Here is a 16,435-nt window from a genome sequence, read left to right as displayed (position 1 = left end):
GGGATATCGGGATCGCCTCGGGCGCCCACCGGCGCCTGAGGACCTCTCACGCCCACACCAGCGCCAGCAGCGCGATACACACGGCCAGCAGGCCGGCGGCGGCGGTCAGGGCCACGACGGCGCGCATGTCGCTGGCGTCGACACGAGCGCGGCCGGTGCCCAGCCAGTCCTCGTAGACCACCATCTCGCCCTCCTTGCGCGGCCCGGCCAGGGCAAGGTTCAGGGCGCGGGCCACGGCGGCCAGGGGCAGGGCGGCCGTGCCCTGGATATGCTGGGTGCGCAGGGCGGCCAAGGCCGTGCCCGGGCGGCTGCCGGGCACCATCAGGCAGCCGGCGGCCAGGAACAGCACGGTCAGGCGCGCCGGCACCCAATCCATGACCAGCAGCGCGCGCCGCGCCGGCCGGCCAAAGGCGGCGTAGCGCGGTGAGGTGTGGCCCACCGTCACCGCCACCGTCTCCACCGTCACCCAGATCATCAGGCCGGGGAGGTCGAACAGCGCGAACCAGAACAGCGGCGCCACCAGGCCGCGGCTGACCTGGCCCACCAGCGCCTCCATCCCCGCCCGCAGCACGGCGTGACGGTCCATGGACCAGACGGGTTTGTGGGTCAGCGGCGCCACCGCCTGGCGCAGCGCCTCTTCATCCGCCGCCGTGGCGGCCGCCAGCAGGCCCCGCATGGTGACCAGCAGACGGCCGAAAAGCAGCGCCCGCGTCACCAGCAGCAGCGACAGCAGCCAGGCCACGCGCACATGCGCGGCGGCGATGGTCAGCACCAGGGCCGCCAGGCCCACGCCGCCGCCCAGGATGAGGATCAGCAGGGCGCCCCGCGCCAGGCGCACGCTATCCAGCCGCTCGATCCGGTTCAGCCGCTTGTCGGCCCAGCGCACCGCGCCGGCCAGCTGGCTTTGCGGCGTCGCCAGCCAGCGGTCCACAGCGGGGAAGCCGGCGATGAAGGCGTTCAGCACCAGGGCCAGCGCCAGCAGCAGCAGCGATTCCGCCCGGGGCGGGGCGAACGGCAGGGGAATCATGTCCGTCTACCGGGCCTGAAGCTGGCCAGCGTGAACGACGGCAGCCGGTTCGACAGGCCGCGCAAACCGCCGCCTGCCTCCGCCCCGCCCGCCGGCGGTTCCGGCGGCGGCAGGAAGCCCAGCGTCTCGGCCGCCGCACTGCGCGCGGCGCTGCCAGGCACCCGCCAGACCAGGGTGTCGAAGCCGCCGCAATGGCTGCACAGCGCCCCCCAGGCGGGGTTCACGCCGCCGCAGGCCTGGCATACCCAGGCGGGATCGGGGGCGGCCTTGGCCGCCTGGGCCAGGTGGCCGCGCTCCTCGGCACCCTGGCCATGCTCCGCCGTCGCCAGCGCCGCCAGGCGGCGATAGACGCGCGCGCTGGACCGCAGGGCCAGGGCGCGGGTCAGGTGGCCCCGCGCCAGGCCCCACAGGCGCGCCTCGGTCGCAGCGTCGGCCAGGGCGACGTGGGCCTCCGGCACGCTGGCATCCAACGCCACCAGTGCCTCCAGCCGCTTCACCCGCGCCAGCGGGTCGGCGGCATCGCCCGCCTTCTCACCCGCCGTGCCCCAGGCGGCGGCCAGCTCGGGATGGGGTGCCAGCCGCCAGGATTGTTCCAGGGCGCGGGTGGCGGCACGGGCGGCCCCGGTGGCCGCCAGCAGGCGCGCCGCCTGCACCGCCGCCGGCACGGAGGCGGGCTCCAGATCGTGGGCCTTGCGCGCCAACGCCAGCGCCTGATCCTGGTTGCCGTCAGCCTCCGCCGCCCGGCTGCGTTCCACCAGCAGGGCGGCGCGGTGGCGGCGCAGGGCTTCCGCCGGCAGGGCCTTGGCCGCCGTCAGGGCGTCCAGCGTGGCCGCCGCGGCGGTCCAGTCGCCGGCGCGCGCCTGCAGGTCGAACTGGGTCAGCAGGGGCCAGCGCGCCTTGGGCTTCAGGGCGACCGCCTCCTGCACCAGGCCCAGCGCCCGCTGGGTCTGGCCGGCGGCCAGCGCCTGCAGGGCCAGGCCGCGCAGGCCGACGAAGGCCATGTCCGGCTGCTTCAGCGCCGCGCCACGCTCGCGCATGGCGGTGAAATGGCCGGCCGCCGCCGCCTCGTCCCCCGCCAGTTGCGCCGCCTGGGCGGACAGCAGCAGGGTCAGCGACGGTTCGTTCAGCAGGCCGTCGGCCTTGGCGGCCAGGCGGCCGGCGCCGGCGCCGTCCCCGCTGGCCACCGCCAGGAAGCCCCGGCCGAGGGCCTGGTATCCCCGCGTGCGCCGGCTGGTGCGGCGCCCCGCGCCGAAGCGCCCGGGGCTGCGCCACACCAGCACGAAAAGGCGCACCAGGATGTAGGCCACGACCGCCAGCAGCAGCAGGGCCACGGCCACCACGCCCACCTGGGTCTGGATGATGTAACCCTGCCAATCCAGCCGCAGGGTGCCCGGCCGCTGCGCCACCCAGACGGCCAGCGCGATGACCAGGCCCAGGCGCAGCAGGAACCACAGCGTCCGCCTCATGGATGGCCCCCATCAGCCGGCTGGGGCTGCGCAGGGGCGCCCCCCTCGGTCGGCACCGGTTCCGCCGGCTTGGCATCCTCAGGCTTGGCCGCCTCGCCCTTGCCGGCGTCGGAGGACGGAGCGGGCGCGCTTTCGGCCGGTCGTTCCTTAGGAGGCGGCAGGCCGGCCTGCACGTCGCTGACGGCGCGGCGCGAGAGCCGGTTCATGGCGTCATCGGCGCTCAGCCGCGCCTGGGCGTCGCGCAGCCAGGCCTGGACCTCGGGTGCGGCCGCCGGCGGGCCGGACAGGGCCGACATTTCCGCCACCGCCGTGCCGATGTCGCCCCGGTCCAGCGCGGCGCCGGCGCGCGACACCACCGCGTCGGGCGCGTTGCCCTCGATACGGCCGTCCTTGCGGCGAATGGTGACCAGGGCCTTGATGTGGCCCCACAGCTGTTGCAGCCAGTCGGCCCCTTCCGGCACCTGGGCCGCCTGCTGGGCGGCGGTGGCGGCGCGGTCGAAGCCCTCGCGCAGCGCCACGGGGCCGGCCAGTCCGGTGGCCTGGCTTTGCGCCAGCCGATCCAGCGCCTGGCGCAGGGCATCGTCCTCCGGCGCCAGGCTGCGCACCGCCGACAGCTCCACCCCATAGGGCCGGCCGGACAATAAGGCCGCCTGCAGCTGGTTGGTCGCCACCAGCAGCGCCTGGCCGCGACCGGCGGCGGCGGTCTGCGCCGCCAGGCGGCCGCTCAATTCCTCCCGCTGCTGCGCCGACTGGGCCAGCGCCTGTTCCAGCGCCCGCTGCCGATCGGTCAGGCGGTTGAACTGGTCCGTCATCTGCTCCAGCCGGGCGGCCAGGGCGGGATCCGGGGTCGCCGGAGCCGCGGTACCGTCGGTGCCCACGACCGGGGCGGCAGCCAGTTTGGCCTTCAGGTCGGCCACCTCCTGCTCCAGCGTCTGCTGGCGCTGGCCGGCAGCGTTCAGGCGGCGGGCCATCTCGGCCAAGGTCGCCTCCGTCCCCGCCTGCTCCGCTGACTGCGCCGGCTGGGCGGACCCCGATTGGCCGATCGGTAGGGCGGCGGGCAGGCCGGCGCGGCTCAGCCACGGGTCCAGGACGCCGGCGCGGTACAGCGACCAGCCGCCGGCCCCCAGCGCCGCCAGGGAGATCAACAGGGCAAGGGCCGACACGGCCCCCCCGCCCCGGCGTGGCGGCGGGGCGGCTGGCCGGGGCGCGTCGCGGCGGATGGCGTCAGGCTTGGGTACCTCCCTGCGCGGGGCGTCCACCTGGGGCGATTCCGCCTTGGGGGCGTCCGTCTTTGGCAATTCCATGCGGGGGCGATCCGCGCGGAAGGTCTCGCCCAGTGGCGGTGGGAGCGGCGGCGGGGAGGGCGGCACGGCGTCGTCCGGCCGGGCGCCCAGGCGATAGCTGCTGGCGGGGGCCGGCGTCTCCCTATCCAGAGAGGGCTGGTCGGCGAGCGGCGCGGGGCCAGGCGGCAGGGGACGATCGTCCGGCCCCGGCAGCGCGATGACTGCAGTGGCGGACAGGCTGGCGGGCGTCTCGGGCGCGCCCATCACGGCATCCAGCTCGGCGGCTTCCAGGACCAGCCCAAGGCGCGATGCCGCCGCCTCCAGGTCGGCGCGGCGGTTGGGTGGGATATGACCGCGCTTTTTCCAGCCTTGAACAGTGGTCACAGGAATGCCCAGCTTGGCCGCCATGGGCCGGATGCCGCCGAACCGTTCGACGATGGCGTCCACCTGCGGATTGACGCCCGCCTGGGCCAAACCGCCTTGTCCTATAGCAGGGGCGGGTCCCGTGCCGGGGGTGGGGGACCGGGCGTCCGAACCTTCACCGCTCATACGGCGATCCTTTCATCCTAAAAAACGCGTCCAGGCCCGTCGGGCGCCAGGGCCAGCAGGTCCAACAGGGCGGCCTGGTTGGGATGGGCGGCCACGGCGACATGGCGGAACAGGGGGGCGTCTCCCAGGGCGCCCGCCACCGCCGGGCTGAGGCACAGGGCTGAAACGGCGCCCAGATCGGCGCCGCCCTGTACCGCAAGGTTAACAAACGTACGCGCCGACCGGGGAGAAAAAAGCAGCACATGGTCAACCGCGCCGGCCACCAACGCGTCGCGGACGCCGGGTAGCAGGGTGTCCGCCGCCACCGCGCGGTAGAGAACCAGGCGCCGGGCGGTGAAACCCTGGGCCGCTAAGGCGCCGGCGGGATCGCCCGCCACGTCGGCTCCCGCAGCGTGCAGCAGCAGACCCGCTTCGGGCCGGGTTTCAGCCGCCACCAGGCGAACCAGGTCGTCCGCGTCACCGGCGGCGGACCGCACGGCGGTGAAACCCAGTTCGCGCGCCGCGGCGGCGGTGCGGTCGCCCACTGCGTACAGGGGCCACGTACGGGGCGCGCCCTGCCGGGCCAGGGCCCGTACGCCGTTGACGCTGGTGATCAGCACGGCCTGCACATGCGGCGGCAGGGCAACGTCCATGTCCTCCACCGTAAGCAGCGGGTCGATCAGGACGTCGTGGCCCAGGGCCGCCACGGCCGCCGCCGTGCGGTCGGCCTCCGGCTGGGGGCGGGTGATGAGGACGGTGGCCATGGGTGCCGCCCCGTCCCGCCGTCAGGACGCGGTGAAGATGCCGGGCGGCAGGCGGCCCTTCAGCTCGGCACCCGCGTCCAGGCCGGCGGCCCGCGCATCACTGGCCAGGAAGCGGCGGCTGGTGGTGACGATGGTGCGGCCGTCGGGGCTGAGCGCCATGGCCTCCATATTCATGCTGCCGTCGGCCAGCACCCGCGCCAGCGCGGCGATGGGGGTGCGGCAGGACCCGTCCAGGGCCGTCAGCACCCCCCGCTCCGCCGTCACGCGCAGGGCGGTGTCGGCGCAGTTCAGCGGAGCGAGCAGGCGGTTGGTCGCGGCGTCGGCGATGCGGGCCTCGATGCCGATGGCGCCTTGGGCCACGGCGGGCAGCATCACGTCCGCCTCCAGCACCGCCGTCACCTTGTCGGCCAAGTCCAGGCGCCGCAGACCGGCCATGGCCAGCAGGGTCGCGTCCACCTCGCCCTCCGCCAGCTTGCGCAGGCGGGTCTGCACATTGCCGCGCAGGGGCACCACGGTCAGGTCGGGGCGGCGGGCCAGCACCTGCGCCTGGCGCCGCAGGCTGGCGGTGCCGACAACGGCGCCCGCCGGCAATTCCATCAGCGTGGCGCCGTCGCGGCTGAACCAGGCGTCGCGCGGATCCTCGCGCGGCAGCAGGCAGGTGATGTCCAGCCCCGCCGGCAGCACCGTGGGCACGTCCTTCATGGAATGGACGGCCAGGTCGATCTCCCCCGCCAGCAAGGCGTCCTCGATCTCCTTGGTGAACAGGCCCTTGCCGCCGGCCTCCGCCAGGGTGCGGTCCAGGATGCGGTCGCCCGTCGTCTTGATGACGACGATCTCGATGGCGCCGGGCACGGCAAGGTGGGGATGGGCCGCCCCCAGCCGGTCGCGCGTCTCATGCGCCTGGGCCAGGGCCAGGGGGCTGCCCCTTGTTCCGATACGCAGGGGCGTGCCGATGCGGAGGGGAGCCTGTGGAGTATGGGAGGGCGTCGCGGTCGTCATGCTTGCCTGTCTATCCCCCTTTGCGGTTGCGGGAAAGGGCCCGGTCGGTGACAACGGCGGAAATGATGCCGATTTGATATGGCTTAGGTCCGGCGCATGCCGGATGGCCCAAGGGTTTTGAGTGATGATCGTCCTGGGTATCGAGACCAGTTGTGATGAAACCGCCTGCGCCATCGTCGATGACGCGCGGGGCATCCGCGCCAACGTCGTGCTGTCGCAGTTGGACGAGCATCGCCCCTATGGCGGCGTCGTGCCGGAGGTGGCGGCCCGCGCCCACCTGCATTACCTGGACGGCCTGATCCGGCAGGCGCTGGATGAGGCGCACCTGGATCTGGGCCAAGTGGACGCCATCGCCGCCACCGGCGGGCCCGGCCTGATCGGCGGGGTGATCGTCGGCGTCATGACGGCCAAGGCCATGGCAGCGGCGCGCGGCCTGCCCTTCGTCGCCGTGAACCACCTGGAAGGCCACGCCCTGACGGCGCGCCTGACGGACGACGTGCCCTTTCCCTACCTGCTGCTGCTGGTATCGGGCGGGCACTGCCAGTTGTTGGAGGTGGAAGGCGTGGGCCGGTACCGCCGCCTGGGCACCACCATCGACGACGCGGTGGGCGAGGCCTTCGACAAGACGGCCAAGCTGCTGGGCCTGGGCTATCCCGGCGGCCCGCTGCTGGAGAAGGCCGCACAGAAGGCCACCAACCCCGGCCGCTTCGACCTGCCAGCCCCGATGAAGGGGCGGCCAGACTGCGACTTCTCCTTCTCCGGCCTCAAGACCGCCGTGCGCCGGCATGTGGAACAGCTGGGCACCCCGACGGAGGCCGACGTGGCGGATCTGGCCGCCGCCTTCCATCACGCCGTGGGGCAGTCGCTGCTGGACCGCTGCGACCGCGCCATCAAGGCCTTCAAGGGCCGGCATCCCGCCGATGAACAAGGAGGGGGCAGGCACCTGGTGGTGGCCGGCGGTGTCGCCGCCAACAAGTATCTGCGGGAGCAGTTGGCCAAGCTGGCGGCCAAGCGCGGCCTGACCTTCACCGCCCCGCCCCTGGCCCTGTGCACCGACAACGCCGCCATGATCGCCTGGGCGGGATTGGAACGCTTCCGCCTGGGCCAGACCGACGGCCTGGACTTCGCCCCCCGCCCTCGCTGGCCGCTGGACCCGACCGCGAAGCCGATGAAGTTCGCGGGGGTGAAGGCGTAAGCGCCGCGTCAGTTGGCGCTATTGCTCGGACGAATCAGACACTCCGCCGGAATGCCCCATTCGCGGTTGAGCTTCCATGCCATTTCCATGGTCAAGGACCGTTTGCGGGACAGGATTTCGGATGCCCGGGATCGTGACCCCAAAAGGACGGACAGGTCGCGCTGGCTGTAGCCCCGGGCCTGCATCTGGAACTTGATGGCGTCCACCGGGTCGGGGACCTCGATGGGCCAATGCTTCGCCTCATAGTCGGCGATGACCAAGGCGAGCAAATCGAAGTCGTCCGCTTCCACCGTGCCCGGGGCGGGTTCGTTTTCAAAGAAGCGCTCAATGTCGGCCAAGGCCTGTTCGTAGTCCGCTTCGGACCGTAGGGGGCGGATGTTCATCACACAGTCTCCGCATCAATCTTGTCGTATTCGGCATGCGTTCCGATAATTTCACCAGAACGCGCCCGAACGTGTAGGACACATGGACGATCAGGCGGAATTTGTTGCCGCCTAGATCAAAGATCACCCGGTTATCCCCCACGAAATCCACGGTCGAACCGAACTGCGCCTTGATGTCGGCGGGGCCGGCCCACTCAGCCCTGGTGGCCATTGCGTACCATCCCCGAATGGAAGCTTCCGCCCGGGGATGTTTTTCCCAGAACTGGCGTAGCGTACGCAGGGCTATGACTTGCATGATCCAACCACAACCTGTTCCCGGACCGGGAACAAGTGGCGTTCCCGGTCCGGGAACATCCTTGCCCCTGAGACCATGTCCTTGATAGCGCGTCGCTAGGCCGGTGCCCCGCCACCATCGGCGAAGGCAGCCTCCCTCAATGCGCGGTGCTGGTGAACACCTGTTCCGCACCGCCCTTCTTGAAGACGACGCCGCCCTTCATCACGAAGTCGACCTTGCCCATCAGCATGATGTCCTTGGTCGGGTCGCCGGGAACGGCGACGATGTCGGCGTACTTGCCGGCGGCAACGCTGCCGATATCCTTATCCTTCTTCAGCAGGGTGGCGGCGTTGATGGTCGCCATCTGCAGGGCGTACATCGCCGGCATGCCCACCTGGACCAGCAGGGGGAAGTCCTTCCAGTTCTCACCGTGCGGGTAGACGCCGGCGTCGGTGCCATAGGCGAACTTCACCCCGGCCTTGTAGGCGTCGCCCACCGTCTTCATCAGCTGCGGGCCCACCAGCAGGGCCTTGGCCTGCACCGCCGGCGGATAGGCGTGGGGGTTGCCCTTGGCCTTCTCCGTCACATAGGTGCCCGTGTAGATGGTGGGCACGTAGTAGGTGCCGTGCTCCTTCATCAGCTTCATGTCCTGGGCGTCCATGAAGGTGCCGTGCTCGATGCTGTCGGCGCCGGCGACGACGGCGCGGCGGATGCCCTCCGCCCCGTGGGCGTGGACGCCGACGATGTAGCCGTACTCATGCGCCGCGGCGACCAGGGCCTTGGTCTCCTCCTCCGTCAGCTGGCTGTTGTCGACGCTGCCCGACAGGTCCAGCACGCCGCCGGTGGTCATGATCTTGATGGTGTCGACGTTCTGCTTGTAATGCTCGCGCACCGCCTTCCAGGCGTCGGCCGTGCCGTTGATGATGCTGTCGTGCGCGCCGACGTCGGGCTGCAGGTCCATGCGCAGGCCATCGCCGTCGTCGGCATGGCCGCCGGTGGAGCCGATGGCGGGACCGGCCGTGAGGATGCGCGGGCCGGCCACCCAGCCCTTGTTGATCTGGTCGCGCAGGGCCACCGTCTCATAATGGCTGTCGCCCAGGTTGCGCACGGTGGTGAAGCCGCCCAGCAGGGTGCGCTTGGCCCACACCGTGCTGCGCACCACCCAGTCGGCCAGGTTGAAGTGCAGCATGTCGCTGTAGACGGTGGGGGTGAATTCGTTGCTGAGATGGACATGGGCGTCGATGAGGCCGGGCAGGCAGGTCTCCCCCGCCAGTTCAACCACCTCGGCCTCAGGCCGGGTGATATAGCCGGAGACCACCTCGGTGACGCGGTCGCCCTGGATGACCACGCTGCTCTGGCCCAGCATCTTGCCGGCCACCGAGTCAAGCAACGCCGGGCAGTGCAGCACCACCGGCTTGGGCGCCGGGGCGGCGTCCTGGGCGTGCGCGCCCAGTGGGGCCAGCGCGCAACCGGCCAGCAGGGCAAAGGAATAGGCGGCGCGGCGGGCGCGGCCCGCCGTCGTCATGGTACCAACAGCCATTTCGGCATCCCCTTATTCAGAAGCCATGTCCCTGTTTCACCCGCCGGTTCACCGCCCGGTCGGCTGGGCGCCACGGTATCATCGCCTCGGCACCGCCGCCACCGGCCCATTGCGGAAGCCGGCCCATCCGGGGTAAGCCAAGGCCAGCAATCGCTTATGACGTCCGGAGGGGATGGAGATGCAGCGGATCGGTGTCATCGGGGCGGGCGCCTGGGGCACGGCGCTGGCCATGGCCGCCCGCCGGGCCGGGCGTGACGTGGTGCTATGGGCGCGCGAGCCCGAAGTGGTGGCCACCGTCAATGGCAGCCACGAGAACACCCCCTTCCTGGCCGGCGTGGCGCTGGACCCCGCCATCCGCGCCACTGGCGACCTGGCGGAGGCCGTGCGGGCCGACGCTGTGCTGCTGGTGACGCCGGCGCAGCATATCCGCACCACGACGGCGAAGCTGAAGCCCCTGCTGGTCAGTGGCACACCGGTGGTGCTGTGCGCCAAGGGTATCGAGATCGCCACCGGCAGCCTGATGACCGAGGTGACGGCCGGCGAGTTGCCCGGCACGCCGCTGGCCGTGCTGTCCGGCCCCACCTTCGCCGCCGAGGTGGCGCGGGGTCTGCCCACCGCCGTGACCCTGGCTTGCCGCGACGCGGGCCTTGGCCAGCGCCTGGCCCAGGCCCTGGGCAGCCTAACGTTCCGCCCCTATGCCAGCGACGACCTGGTGGGGGCGGAGATCGGTGGGGCGGTGAAGAACGTGCTGGCCATCGCCTGCGGCATCGTCGCCGGGCGCGCCCTGGGCGACAACGCCCGCGCCGCCCTGATCACCCGCGGACTGGCGGAGATCGCCCGCCTGGGCCAGTCGCTGGGCGCCAGGCCGGAAACCTTCATGGGCCTGTCCGGCCTGGGTGACCTGACGCTGACCTGCGGCAGCCTGCAGTCGCGCAACATGTCGCTGGGCCATGCCCTGGGCCAGGGGCAGCCTCTGGCCACCATCCTGGCCGGCCGCAATTCCGTGGCGGAAGGGGTTTACACGGCGGAAGCCGTGGTGCGCCTGGCGGCCCGCCGGGGCGTGGACATGCCCATCTGTCAGGCGGTGGATGCCATCCTGAACCATGGTGCCGACGTCAACGCCACCATCCAATCCCTGTTGTCCCGCCCCCTCAAGCCCGAGGGCGCATAAGCCTTACCGGAGAGCCGTTCCCATGCACTTCGCCATCACCTGCACCGACAAGCCCGGCAACCTGGACCTGCGCCTGGCCACCCGGCCGAAGCACCTGGAATATCTGGATAGCCAGGTGGCCCATATCGTCGTGGCCGGCCCCCTGCTGGACACCGAGGGCAAGAACCCCGTGGGCAGCCTGTTGGTGGTGGATTTCCCCGACGAAGCTGCCGCCCAGGCCTTCGCTGCCGCCGACCCTTATGCCCAAGCCGGTGTTTTCGAATCCGTAACGATCCAACCCTTCCGCGTCGTTTATCCGAAGGCCTGATCGGCAGCACCGCCATCCCAGTTTTTCCCTAGGCTGCGCCCCCCGTTTAAATACAAGGGGGCCGCCGGAGATTTACGGGGAGCCGCAGGCGGACTGGAAGTCGAGGATAAGCCAAGCGGTCAGGTCGCCGCGTCCGGCGCCTGAGGGAACAAGGAAACAAGAGATGCCCTACTGGCTGGTGAAGTCGGAACCCTTCAAATATGCGTGGGACAAGTTCGTGGCCGACGGCCGCACCCATTGGGATGGCGTGCGCAATTACCAGGCCGCCAACAACCTGAAGGCCATGAAGGTGGGCGACCGCGCCTTCTTCTATCACTCCAACGAGGGGCTGGAGATCGTGGGCATCGCCGAGGTGGTGCGCGAGGCCTACCCCGACCCGTCGGATGAAAGCGGCCGCTTCGTCATGGTGGATCTGAAGCCGGTAATGCCGGTGAAGACGCCCCTGACGCTGAAGGAGATCAAGGCCGACCCCGAGCTGTCCAGCATGGCCCTGGTGCGCCAGTCGCGCCTGTCCGTCTGCCCCATCACGGATGCGGAGTGGAAAGGCGCCTGCCAGCGCATGGGCGTCGATGCCTGAGGCGGCCACCCCTCTGGCCCCCTCTCCCCTGTGCCGCCTGGCGGACATCGCCGATGGACAGGCGAAAGGGATCAATTGGGGCAGCGGCAGCGCGCGCGAGGAAATCCTGGTGGCCCGGCGGGGCGACCGGGCCTTCGCCTATCACAACCGCTGTCCCCATGTCGGCACCACCCTGGACTGGACGCCCGACCAGTTCATGAGCGCCGACGGCCGTCACCTGCAGTGCGCCACCCACGGCGCCCTGTTCCGGGTGGAGGATGGCCTGTGCATTCACGGCCCCTGCGCCGGCCGCAGCCTGACACCGGTGCGGGTGCGCGTCGAGGACGGCGCCGTCCATCTGGACGGCTGATCAGGCGCCACCGATATAGGCCGCCAGTTCCTCCGGCGCGCCGGCGGGAAACGCCTCCTTCAAGTAATCCAGGAAGGCTGAGACTCGCGCGCTGAGCAGCCGCCGCGAGGGGTAGAGCGCCCACAGGGCGATCTCCGGCCCCTCCACATCCCCCCAATGCACCAGCGTGCCGGCGGCCAGGTCGTGGCTCACCAGGGAAATGGGCAGCCGCGCGGCGCCGACGCCCGCCCGGACGGCATCGCGGACCATGACCAGCGACGACAGGCGCAGCACCGGGTCCACCGCGATGCGCGCCCGACCCGCCGGCCCCACGACATCCCAGGTCCCGCCCCCGCCCGCCGGCCCCCGCACCACAGCCGGAACCACGCGGTCATCCGCTGGCCGGTCGAGGTGGGGCCGGGCCAGATGCGGACTGGCGACGACGACCAGGCGGTCACGCAGGAAGCTGCGCCCGACCAGGCTTTCGTCCGGATCGGGGTTCACCCGGATCACCAGGTCGTAGCCTTCCTCCACCATGTCGACGGGCCGGTCCTCCGTCGTGACCTCCAACCGGACGTCGGGGTATTTCAGCGCGAAGCCGGCGGCGATCCTGCCCATGGCGGTCTGCGAGAACAGCAGCGGCGCGCTCACCCGCAGCCGCCCCCGCGGCCGGTCCCCGCCCGAGGCAATCGCCGCCGCCGTCTCATCCAGTTCGGTCAGCAGCGCGCCCGTCCGCTGGAACAGGGCCCGCCCCTCCTCCGTCAGCTTCAGAAGCCGGCCGCCACGCTCGAACAGGCGCAGGTCCAGGGCGGCCTCCAGCTCGGCCACCCGGCGGGACAGGGTCGCCTTGGGCCGGCCCGAGGCGCGGGCGGCCCGCCCGAACCCGCCATGGCGGGCGACAAGGTTGAAATCGGCGAGGGCGAGCAGGTCCATCTGTTCCACCATAGAGACGATACGTCTAAATCTACCGGCTATCGGCCCGGATATGGATCAATAAATTTGGGGTGTCTTCAGACGCCAGGCGCGGCCCAGCCGGACGCCCTGGCAAATCCAACCTGAGCGAGGAGCGCCATCATGATCTATTCGACCGCCACCGTTCTCGTTAACCCGCAGGGCGAGGCCCCGCTGACCCGCGCCCAGGTCTGGAAGGGCCTGGTGCTGAAGGCCCGCGACGCCCGCCTGTTCCTGCCGCCCAACCTCTGCACCCGCTGCGACGTGGTGGAGGAGAGCGCCACGCACATCGTGCGGGAGGCCACGATCGGTGGTGCCGACCTGCGGGAGATCATCACCTTCGAGCCCGAGGCCAAGGTCACCTTCTTCCAGGCCACCGGCCCGCGCGAGGGCGCCATCGTCAACGAGCTGTTCGAGGATGCCAACGGCGCGCTTCAGCTCCGCTTCTATTGCTATCTCGGCCTGCGCGGCAAGGAACCGAACGGGGCCGAGGAACAGGCCGAGCAGGCGCAGTTCGACAGCGACCGGGGCTACAAGGCCGCCCTGCTGTCGACGCTGAAGCGGACCCGCGAGCTGCTGGCGGAAGGCCGGCTCTGATCGACGCCCCTACCATCCACGCGGGGCGCCGCCCAGCCGGCGTCCCCTTTTCCGAGGCAGTCATGTGGATCAGATATGCGACGACACTTGGCTGCGCCGCGCCCCGCTGATCACCTGGTGACGGCGCGCCGGTGCCGTTAAGCCGAGCGGGTCTTCATGGTGGCGGCGAAGTCCTCGGTCGTGGTGACCATGCGGCGGGCGATTACCCCCACCTCGCGCGCCACGTCGGCGACGGTGGGGGCGGACAGGGCGTCGGCGGCGTCATTGGCGACCGCCGCCGAGGACGAGCCCCCCTCCGCCGTGGCCAGGCCCGAGGTGGTGCGGGTCACGGCCGGATGGGACAGCGCGCGCAGCACGCTGTCGATGGCCATGAGGCTGGTGCGGCTGCTGATCTGGCTCAGCCGGCCGATCAGATCCGTCGCGTCATGTCCCGTACCGTTGTCCCCAACACCCGTGGTCATGGGTATCCCTATCCGCGCAAAGTCCGGGCCGGAAGGTGGCCCGCCCCGAATGACAATAGCGGCATTATGAATAACACAAGATGAACACGGGCGGGAGCGGCGCCGAAGGGGAAAGGACCTGAGGAAAACCATCCTTTCGCGTCACCCTGAATGGTTGGCGGGGTGATCCATGTCATGGACCCGCCATGCCTCCCTGATTTTTCATGATCCACAGCCCCGGAAAAGTCGGCAAACCCGTGAATTGCCGTGAATTTACCGGCGGCCGCAACGGCCCCGCGCTTGTGGAATGCGGGGGCAAGAGGGATACTCGGCCCGGCAAGCGATGGCGATCGCCGCGCCAGGCCCGACAGACAGGGCCGGCCAGAGCCCCCCGGTGCGGAGGGGCCGGGCCGGACATGGGTGGAGGCTCCAATGAGCCCCGGCCGGCGACAACACATCAGGGAAGGAAACCAAGGTCCCATGAGCAACAACACCCTGTTCCCCGTTCCCGACGCGGTGGCGGCAGACGCCTGGGTCGACGCGACGAAATACCAGCAGATGTACGACCGTTCGATCAGCGATCCGGACGGGTTCTGGGGCGAGCATGGCCGCCGGCTGGACTGGATCCAGCCCTACACCAAGGTGAAGAACACCAGCTTCACCGGCGACGTCTCCATCCGCTGGTTCGAGGATGGGGTGCTGAACGCCTGCGCCAACTGCGTGGATCGCCACCTGCCCGCGCGCGCCGACCAGACCGCCATCCTGTGGGAGGGCGACAGCCCGTCCGAGCACAAGCACATCACCTATTCCGAGCTGTACGACAACGTCACCCGCCTGGCCAACGTGCTGAAGGCGCGCGGCGTCAAGAAGGGCGACCGGGTCACCATCTACCTGCCCATGATCCCGGAGGCGGCCTACGCCATGCTGGCCTGCGCCCGCATCGGCGCCGTCCATTCCGTGGTGTTCGGCGGCTTCTCCCCCGACAGCCTGAAGGACCGGGTGCAGGACTGCGGCAGCACCGTGGTCATCACCGCGGACGAGGGCCTGCGCGGTGGCCGCAAGGTGGGCCTGAAGGTCAACGCCGACCAGGCACTGAAGGCCTGCCCCGGTGTGGACACCGTCATCGTCGTGCGCCGCACCGGCGGCGCCGTGAACTGGGTCGAGGGCCGGGACATCTGGTACCATGAGGCCGTCGCCGCCGCCTCCCCCGACTGCCCGCCCGAGCCGATGAGCGCGGAAGACCCGCTGTTCATCCTCTACACCTCCGGTTCCACCGGCAAGCCCAAGGGTGTTCTGCACACCACCGGCGGCTACCTCGTCTACGCCAGCATGACGCACCAGTACGTCTTCGATTACCACGAGGGCGACGTCTACTGGTGCACGGCGGACGTGGGCTGGGTCACGGGCCACAGCTACATCCTGTACGGGCCCCTGGCCAACGGCGCCGTCACGCTGATGTTCGAGGGCGTGCCCAATTACCCGGATAGCGGCCGGTTCTGGCAGGTCATCGACAAGCACAAGGTCAACATCTTCTATACCGCCCCCACCGCCATCCGCGCCCTGATGCGCGAGGGCGAAGGGCCGGTGAAGCGCCACAGCCGCAAGAGCCTGCGCCTGCTGGGCTCGGTGGGTGAACCCATCAACCCCGAGGCTTGGCTGTGGTACCACTCCGTTGTGGGTGATGAGCGTTGTCCCATCGTCGACACCTGGTGGCAGACGGAAACCGGCGGCATCCTGATCACCCCGCTGCCCGGTGCCACCGCCACGAAGCCGGGCTCGGCCACCCTGCCCTTCTTCGGGGTGAAGCCGGTCATCGTCGACAATGAGGGCCACGTGCTGGAAGGGGCGACCGAGGGCAACCTCTGCATCGCCGACAGCTGGCCGGGCCAGATGCGTACCGTGTTCGGCGACCACGAGCGCTTCAAGCAGACCTACTTCTCCACCTTCGCCGGCAAGTATTTCACCGGCGACGGCTGCCGTCGGGACGAGGACGGCTATTACTGGATCACCGGCCGCGTAGACGACGTCATCAACGTGTCCGGCCACCGCCTGGGCACGGCCGAGGTGGAAAGCGCCCTGGTGGCCCATCCCAAGGTGGCCGAGGCCGCCGTGGTGGGCTATCCGCACGACATCAAGGGCCAGGGCATCTATGCCTACGTCACCCTGAACGCCGGGGAGAACCCGTCGGAGGAGCTGCGCAAGGAACTGGTGGCCTGGGTACGCAAGGAGATCGGGCCCATCGCCACGCCCGACCTGATCCAATGGGCACCGGGCCTGCCCAAGACCCGCTCCGGCAAGATCATGCGCCGCATCCTACGCAAGATCGCCGCCAACGAGCATGAGGCGCTGGGCGACACCTCCACCCTGGCCGATCCCACCGTGGTCACCGACCTGGTGGACAGCCGCATGAACCGGGGCTGAGGCGCGGAATCATGAATGAGGGAAGGCCGGCTGGGGCGACCTAGCCGGCTTTTTTTACGCTCTGGAAAGCCACCCCTTGCAGCGGCGTGATACCAACGAGCATTAATTACGACCCATGTGCCCAGCGTCGAAGTCCAATGGACATGATGCGGTAAGGCTGTTCGACGAGTTTGTTCCAGGCGTG

17 protein-coding genes are annotated in these 16,435 nt (G+C 70.4%); 7 read left to right on the top strand and 10 right to left on the bottom strand.

The annotated features are described in order from the left end of the window. Window positions 1–46 precede the first annotated feature (46 nt). Genes FBZ88_RS26275 through hemC form a run of 5 tightly spaced genes read right to left on the bottom strand, consistent with a single transcriptional unit; the run spans window position 47 to window position 6,067 of the window. Window positions 47–1,027, bottom strand: coding sequence for a cobalamin biosynthesis protein CobD/CbiB (locus FBZ88_RS26275; protein WP_088870727.1), 981 nt, complete (start codon window positions 1,025–1,027; stop codon window positions 47–49). Further along, window positions 1,024–2,493, bottom strand: coding sequence for a heme biosynthesis protein HemY (locus FBZ88_RS26270; protein ID WP_145619983.1), 1,470 nt, complete (start codon window positions 2,491–2,493; stop codon window positions 1,024–1,026). The genes FBZ88_RS26275 and FBZ88_RS26270 overlap by 4 nt, the downstream gene beginning before the upstream one ends. Next, the gene (locus tag FBZ88_RS26265) at window positions 2,490–4,325 is read right to left on the bottom strand and encodes a COG4223 family protein (protein ID WP_145619982.1); all 1,836 of its coding nucleotides are present in this window, start codon (window positions 4,323–4,325) and stop codon (window positions 2,490–2,492) included. Before FBZ88_RS26265 ends, FBZ88_RS26270 begins: the two co-directional genes overlap by 4 nt. A 17-nt stretch (window positions 4,326–4,342) precedes the next feature. After that, window positions 4,343–5,068, bottom strand: coding sequence for a uroporphyrinogen-III synthase (locus FBZ88_RS26260; protein WP_145619981.1), 726 nt, complete (start codon window positions 5,066–5,068; stop codon window positions 4,343–4,345). 21 nt (window positions 5,069–5,089) lie between these two features. Further along, window positions 5,090–6,067 (bottom strand): hydroxymethylbilane synthase, encoded by a 978-nt coding sequence (hemC, locus tag FBZ88_RS26255; RefSeq protein ID WP_145619980.1) that lies wholly within the window; start codon window positions 6,065–6,067, stop codon window positions 5,090–5,092. A gap of 124 nt (window positions 6,068–6,191) precedes the next feature. Between hemC and tsaD the strand changes: the two genes are divergently transcribed. Then, window positions 6,192–7,262, top strand: coding sequence for a tRNA (adenosine(37)-N6)-threonylcarbamoyltransferase complex transferase subunit TsaD (gene tsaD, locus FBZ88_RS26250; protein ID WP_145619979.1), 1,071 nt, complete (start codon window positions 6,192–6,194; stop codon window positions 7,260–7,262). 8 nt (window positions 7,263–7,270) lie between these two features. On the opposite strand, the gene FBZ88_RS26245 is transcribed toward tsaD, so the two are convergent. The 3 genes from FBZ88_RS26245 to FBZ88_RS26235 all read right to left on the bottom strand — a co-directional run bounded on the left by FBZ88_RS26245 (window position 7,271) and on the right by FBZ88_RS26235 (window position 9,459). Next, window positions 7,271–7,645, bottom strand: a complete 375-nt coding sequence (locus tag FBZ88_RS26245; protein ID WP_186291224.1) for a helix-turn-helix domain-containing protein — start codon at window positions 7,643–7,645, stop codon at window positions 7,271–7,273. Further along, the gene (locus tag FBZ88_RS26240) at window positions 7,587–7,856 is read right to left on the bottom strand and encodes a type II toxin-antitoxin system HigB family toxin (protein ID WP_246138869.1); all 270 of its coding nucleotides are present in this window, start codon (window positions 7,854–7,856) and stop codon (window positions 7,587–7,589) included. Before FBZ88_RS26240 ends, FBZ88_RS26245 begins: the two co-directional genes overlap by 59 nt. Window positions 7,857–8,076: 220 nt before the next feature. After that, the gene (locus tag FBZ88_RS26235) at window positions 8,077–9,459 is read right to left on the bottom strand and encodes a metal-dependent hydrolase family protein (protein ID WP_145619978.1); all 1,383 of its coding nucleotides are present in this window, start codon (window positions 9,457–9,459) and stop codon (window positions 8,077–8,079) included. Window positions 9,460–9,637: 178 nt separating this feature from the next. Here FBZ88_RS26235 and FBZ88_RS26230 point away from each other — a divergent pair, with 178 nt between their 5' ends. The 4 genes from FBZ88_RS26230 to FBZ88_RS26215 all read left to right on the top strand — a co-directional run bounded on the left by FBZ88_RS26230 (window position 9,638) and on the right by FBZ88_RS26215 (window position 11,863). Then, complete coding sequence (locus FBZ88_RS26230; RefSeq protein ID WP_411861223.1) at window positions 9,638–10,630, top strand: NAD(P)H-dependent glycerol-3-phosphate dehydrogenase; 993 nt, start codon at window positions 9,638–9,640, stop codon at window positions 10,628–10,630. 22 nt (window positions 10,631–10,652) lie between these two features. Further along, window positions 10,653–10,937 (top strand): YciI family protein, encoded by a 285-nt coding sequence (locus FBZ88_RS26225; protein ID WP_145619976.1) that lies wholly within the window; start codon window positions 10,653–10,655, stop codon window positions 10,935–10,937. 163 nt (window positions 10,938–11,100) lie between these two features. Continuing rightward, window positions 11,101–11,514, top strand: a complete 414-nt coding sequence (locus tag FBZ88_RS26220) for an EVE domain-containing protein (protein ID WP_145610523.1) — start codon at window positions 11,101–11,103, stop codon at window positions 11,512–11,514. Then, window positions 11,507–11,863, top strand: a complete 357-nt coding sequence (locus FBZ88_RS26215; RefSeq protein WP_145619975.1) for a Rieske (2Fe-2S) protein — start codon at window positions 11,507–11,509, stop codon at window positions 11,861–11,863. Before FBZ88_RS26220 ends, FBZ88_RS26215 begins: the two co-directional genes overlap by 8 nt. Here FBZ88_RS26215 and FBZ88_RS26210 read toward each other — a convergent pair whose 3' ends face one another. Further along, window positions 11,864–12,775 carry a LysR family transcriptional regulator gene (locus tag FBZ88_RS26210; RefSeq protein ID WP_145619974.1) on the bottom strand — a complete coding sequence of 304 codons (912 nt, stop codon included), beginning with the start codon at window positions 12,773–12,775 and terminating at the stop codon, window positions 11,864–11,866. Between the two features lie 141 nt (window positions 12,776–12,916). On the opposite strand from FBZ88_RS26210, the gene FBZ88_RS26205 reads away from it, so the two are divergent. Further along, complete coding sequence (locus FBZ88_RS26205; protein ID WP_145619973.1) at window positions 12,917–13,390, top strand: SRPBCC family protein; 474 nt, start codon at window positions 12,917–12,919, stop codon at window positions 13,388–13,390. A gap of 137 nt (window positions 13,391–13,527) precedes the next feature. Here the strand turns inward: FBZ88_RS26205 and FBZ88_RS26200 are convergent, their stop codons facing one another. Continuing rightward, window positions 13,528–13,851, bottom strand: a complete 324-nt coding sequence (locus tag FBZ88_RS26200; protein ID WP_145619972.1) for a hypothetical protein — start codon at window positions 13,849–13,851, stop codon at window positions 13,528–13,530. Between the two features lie 459 nt (window positions 13,852–14,310). On the opposite strand from FBZ88_RS26200, the gene acs reads away from it, so the two are divergent. Then, window positions 14,311–16,251: an acetate--CoA ligase gene (gene acs / locus FBZ88_RS26195; protein WP_145619971.1), complete on the top strand. Its 1,941-nt coding sequence runs from the start codon at window positions 14,311–14,313 to the stop codon at window positions 16,249–16,251. The last annotated feature ends 184 nt before the right edge of the window (window positions 16,252–16,435 follow it).

The organism is Nitrospirillum bahiense (assembly GCF_007828025.1).
GTDB classification, from domain to species: domain Bacteria; phylum Pseudomonadota; class Alphaproteobacteria; order Azospirillales; family Azospirillaceae; genus Nitrospirillum; species Nitrospirillum amazonense.
The sequence above is the reverse complement of the archived record's forward strand: the minus strand, read 5'-3'. Positions and strand labels throughout refer to the sequence as shown.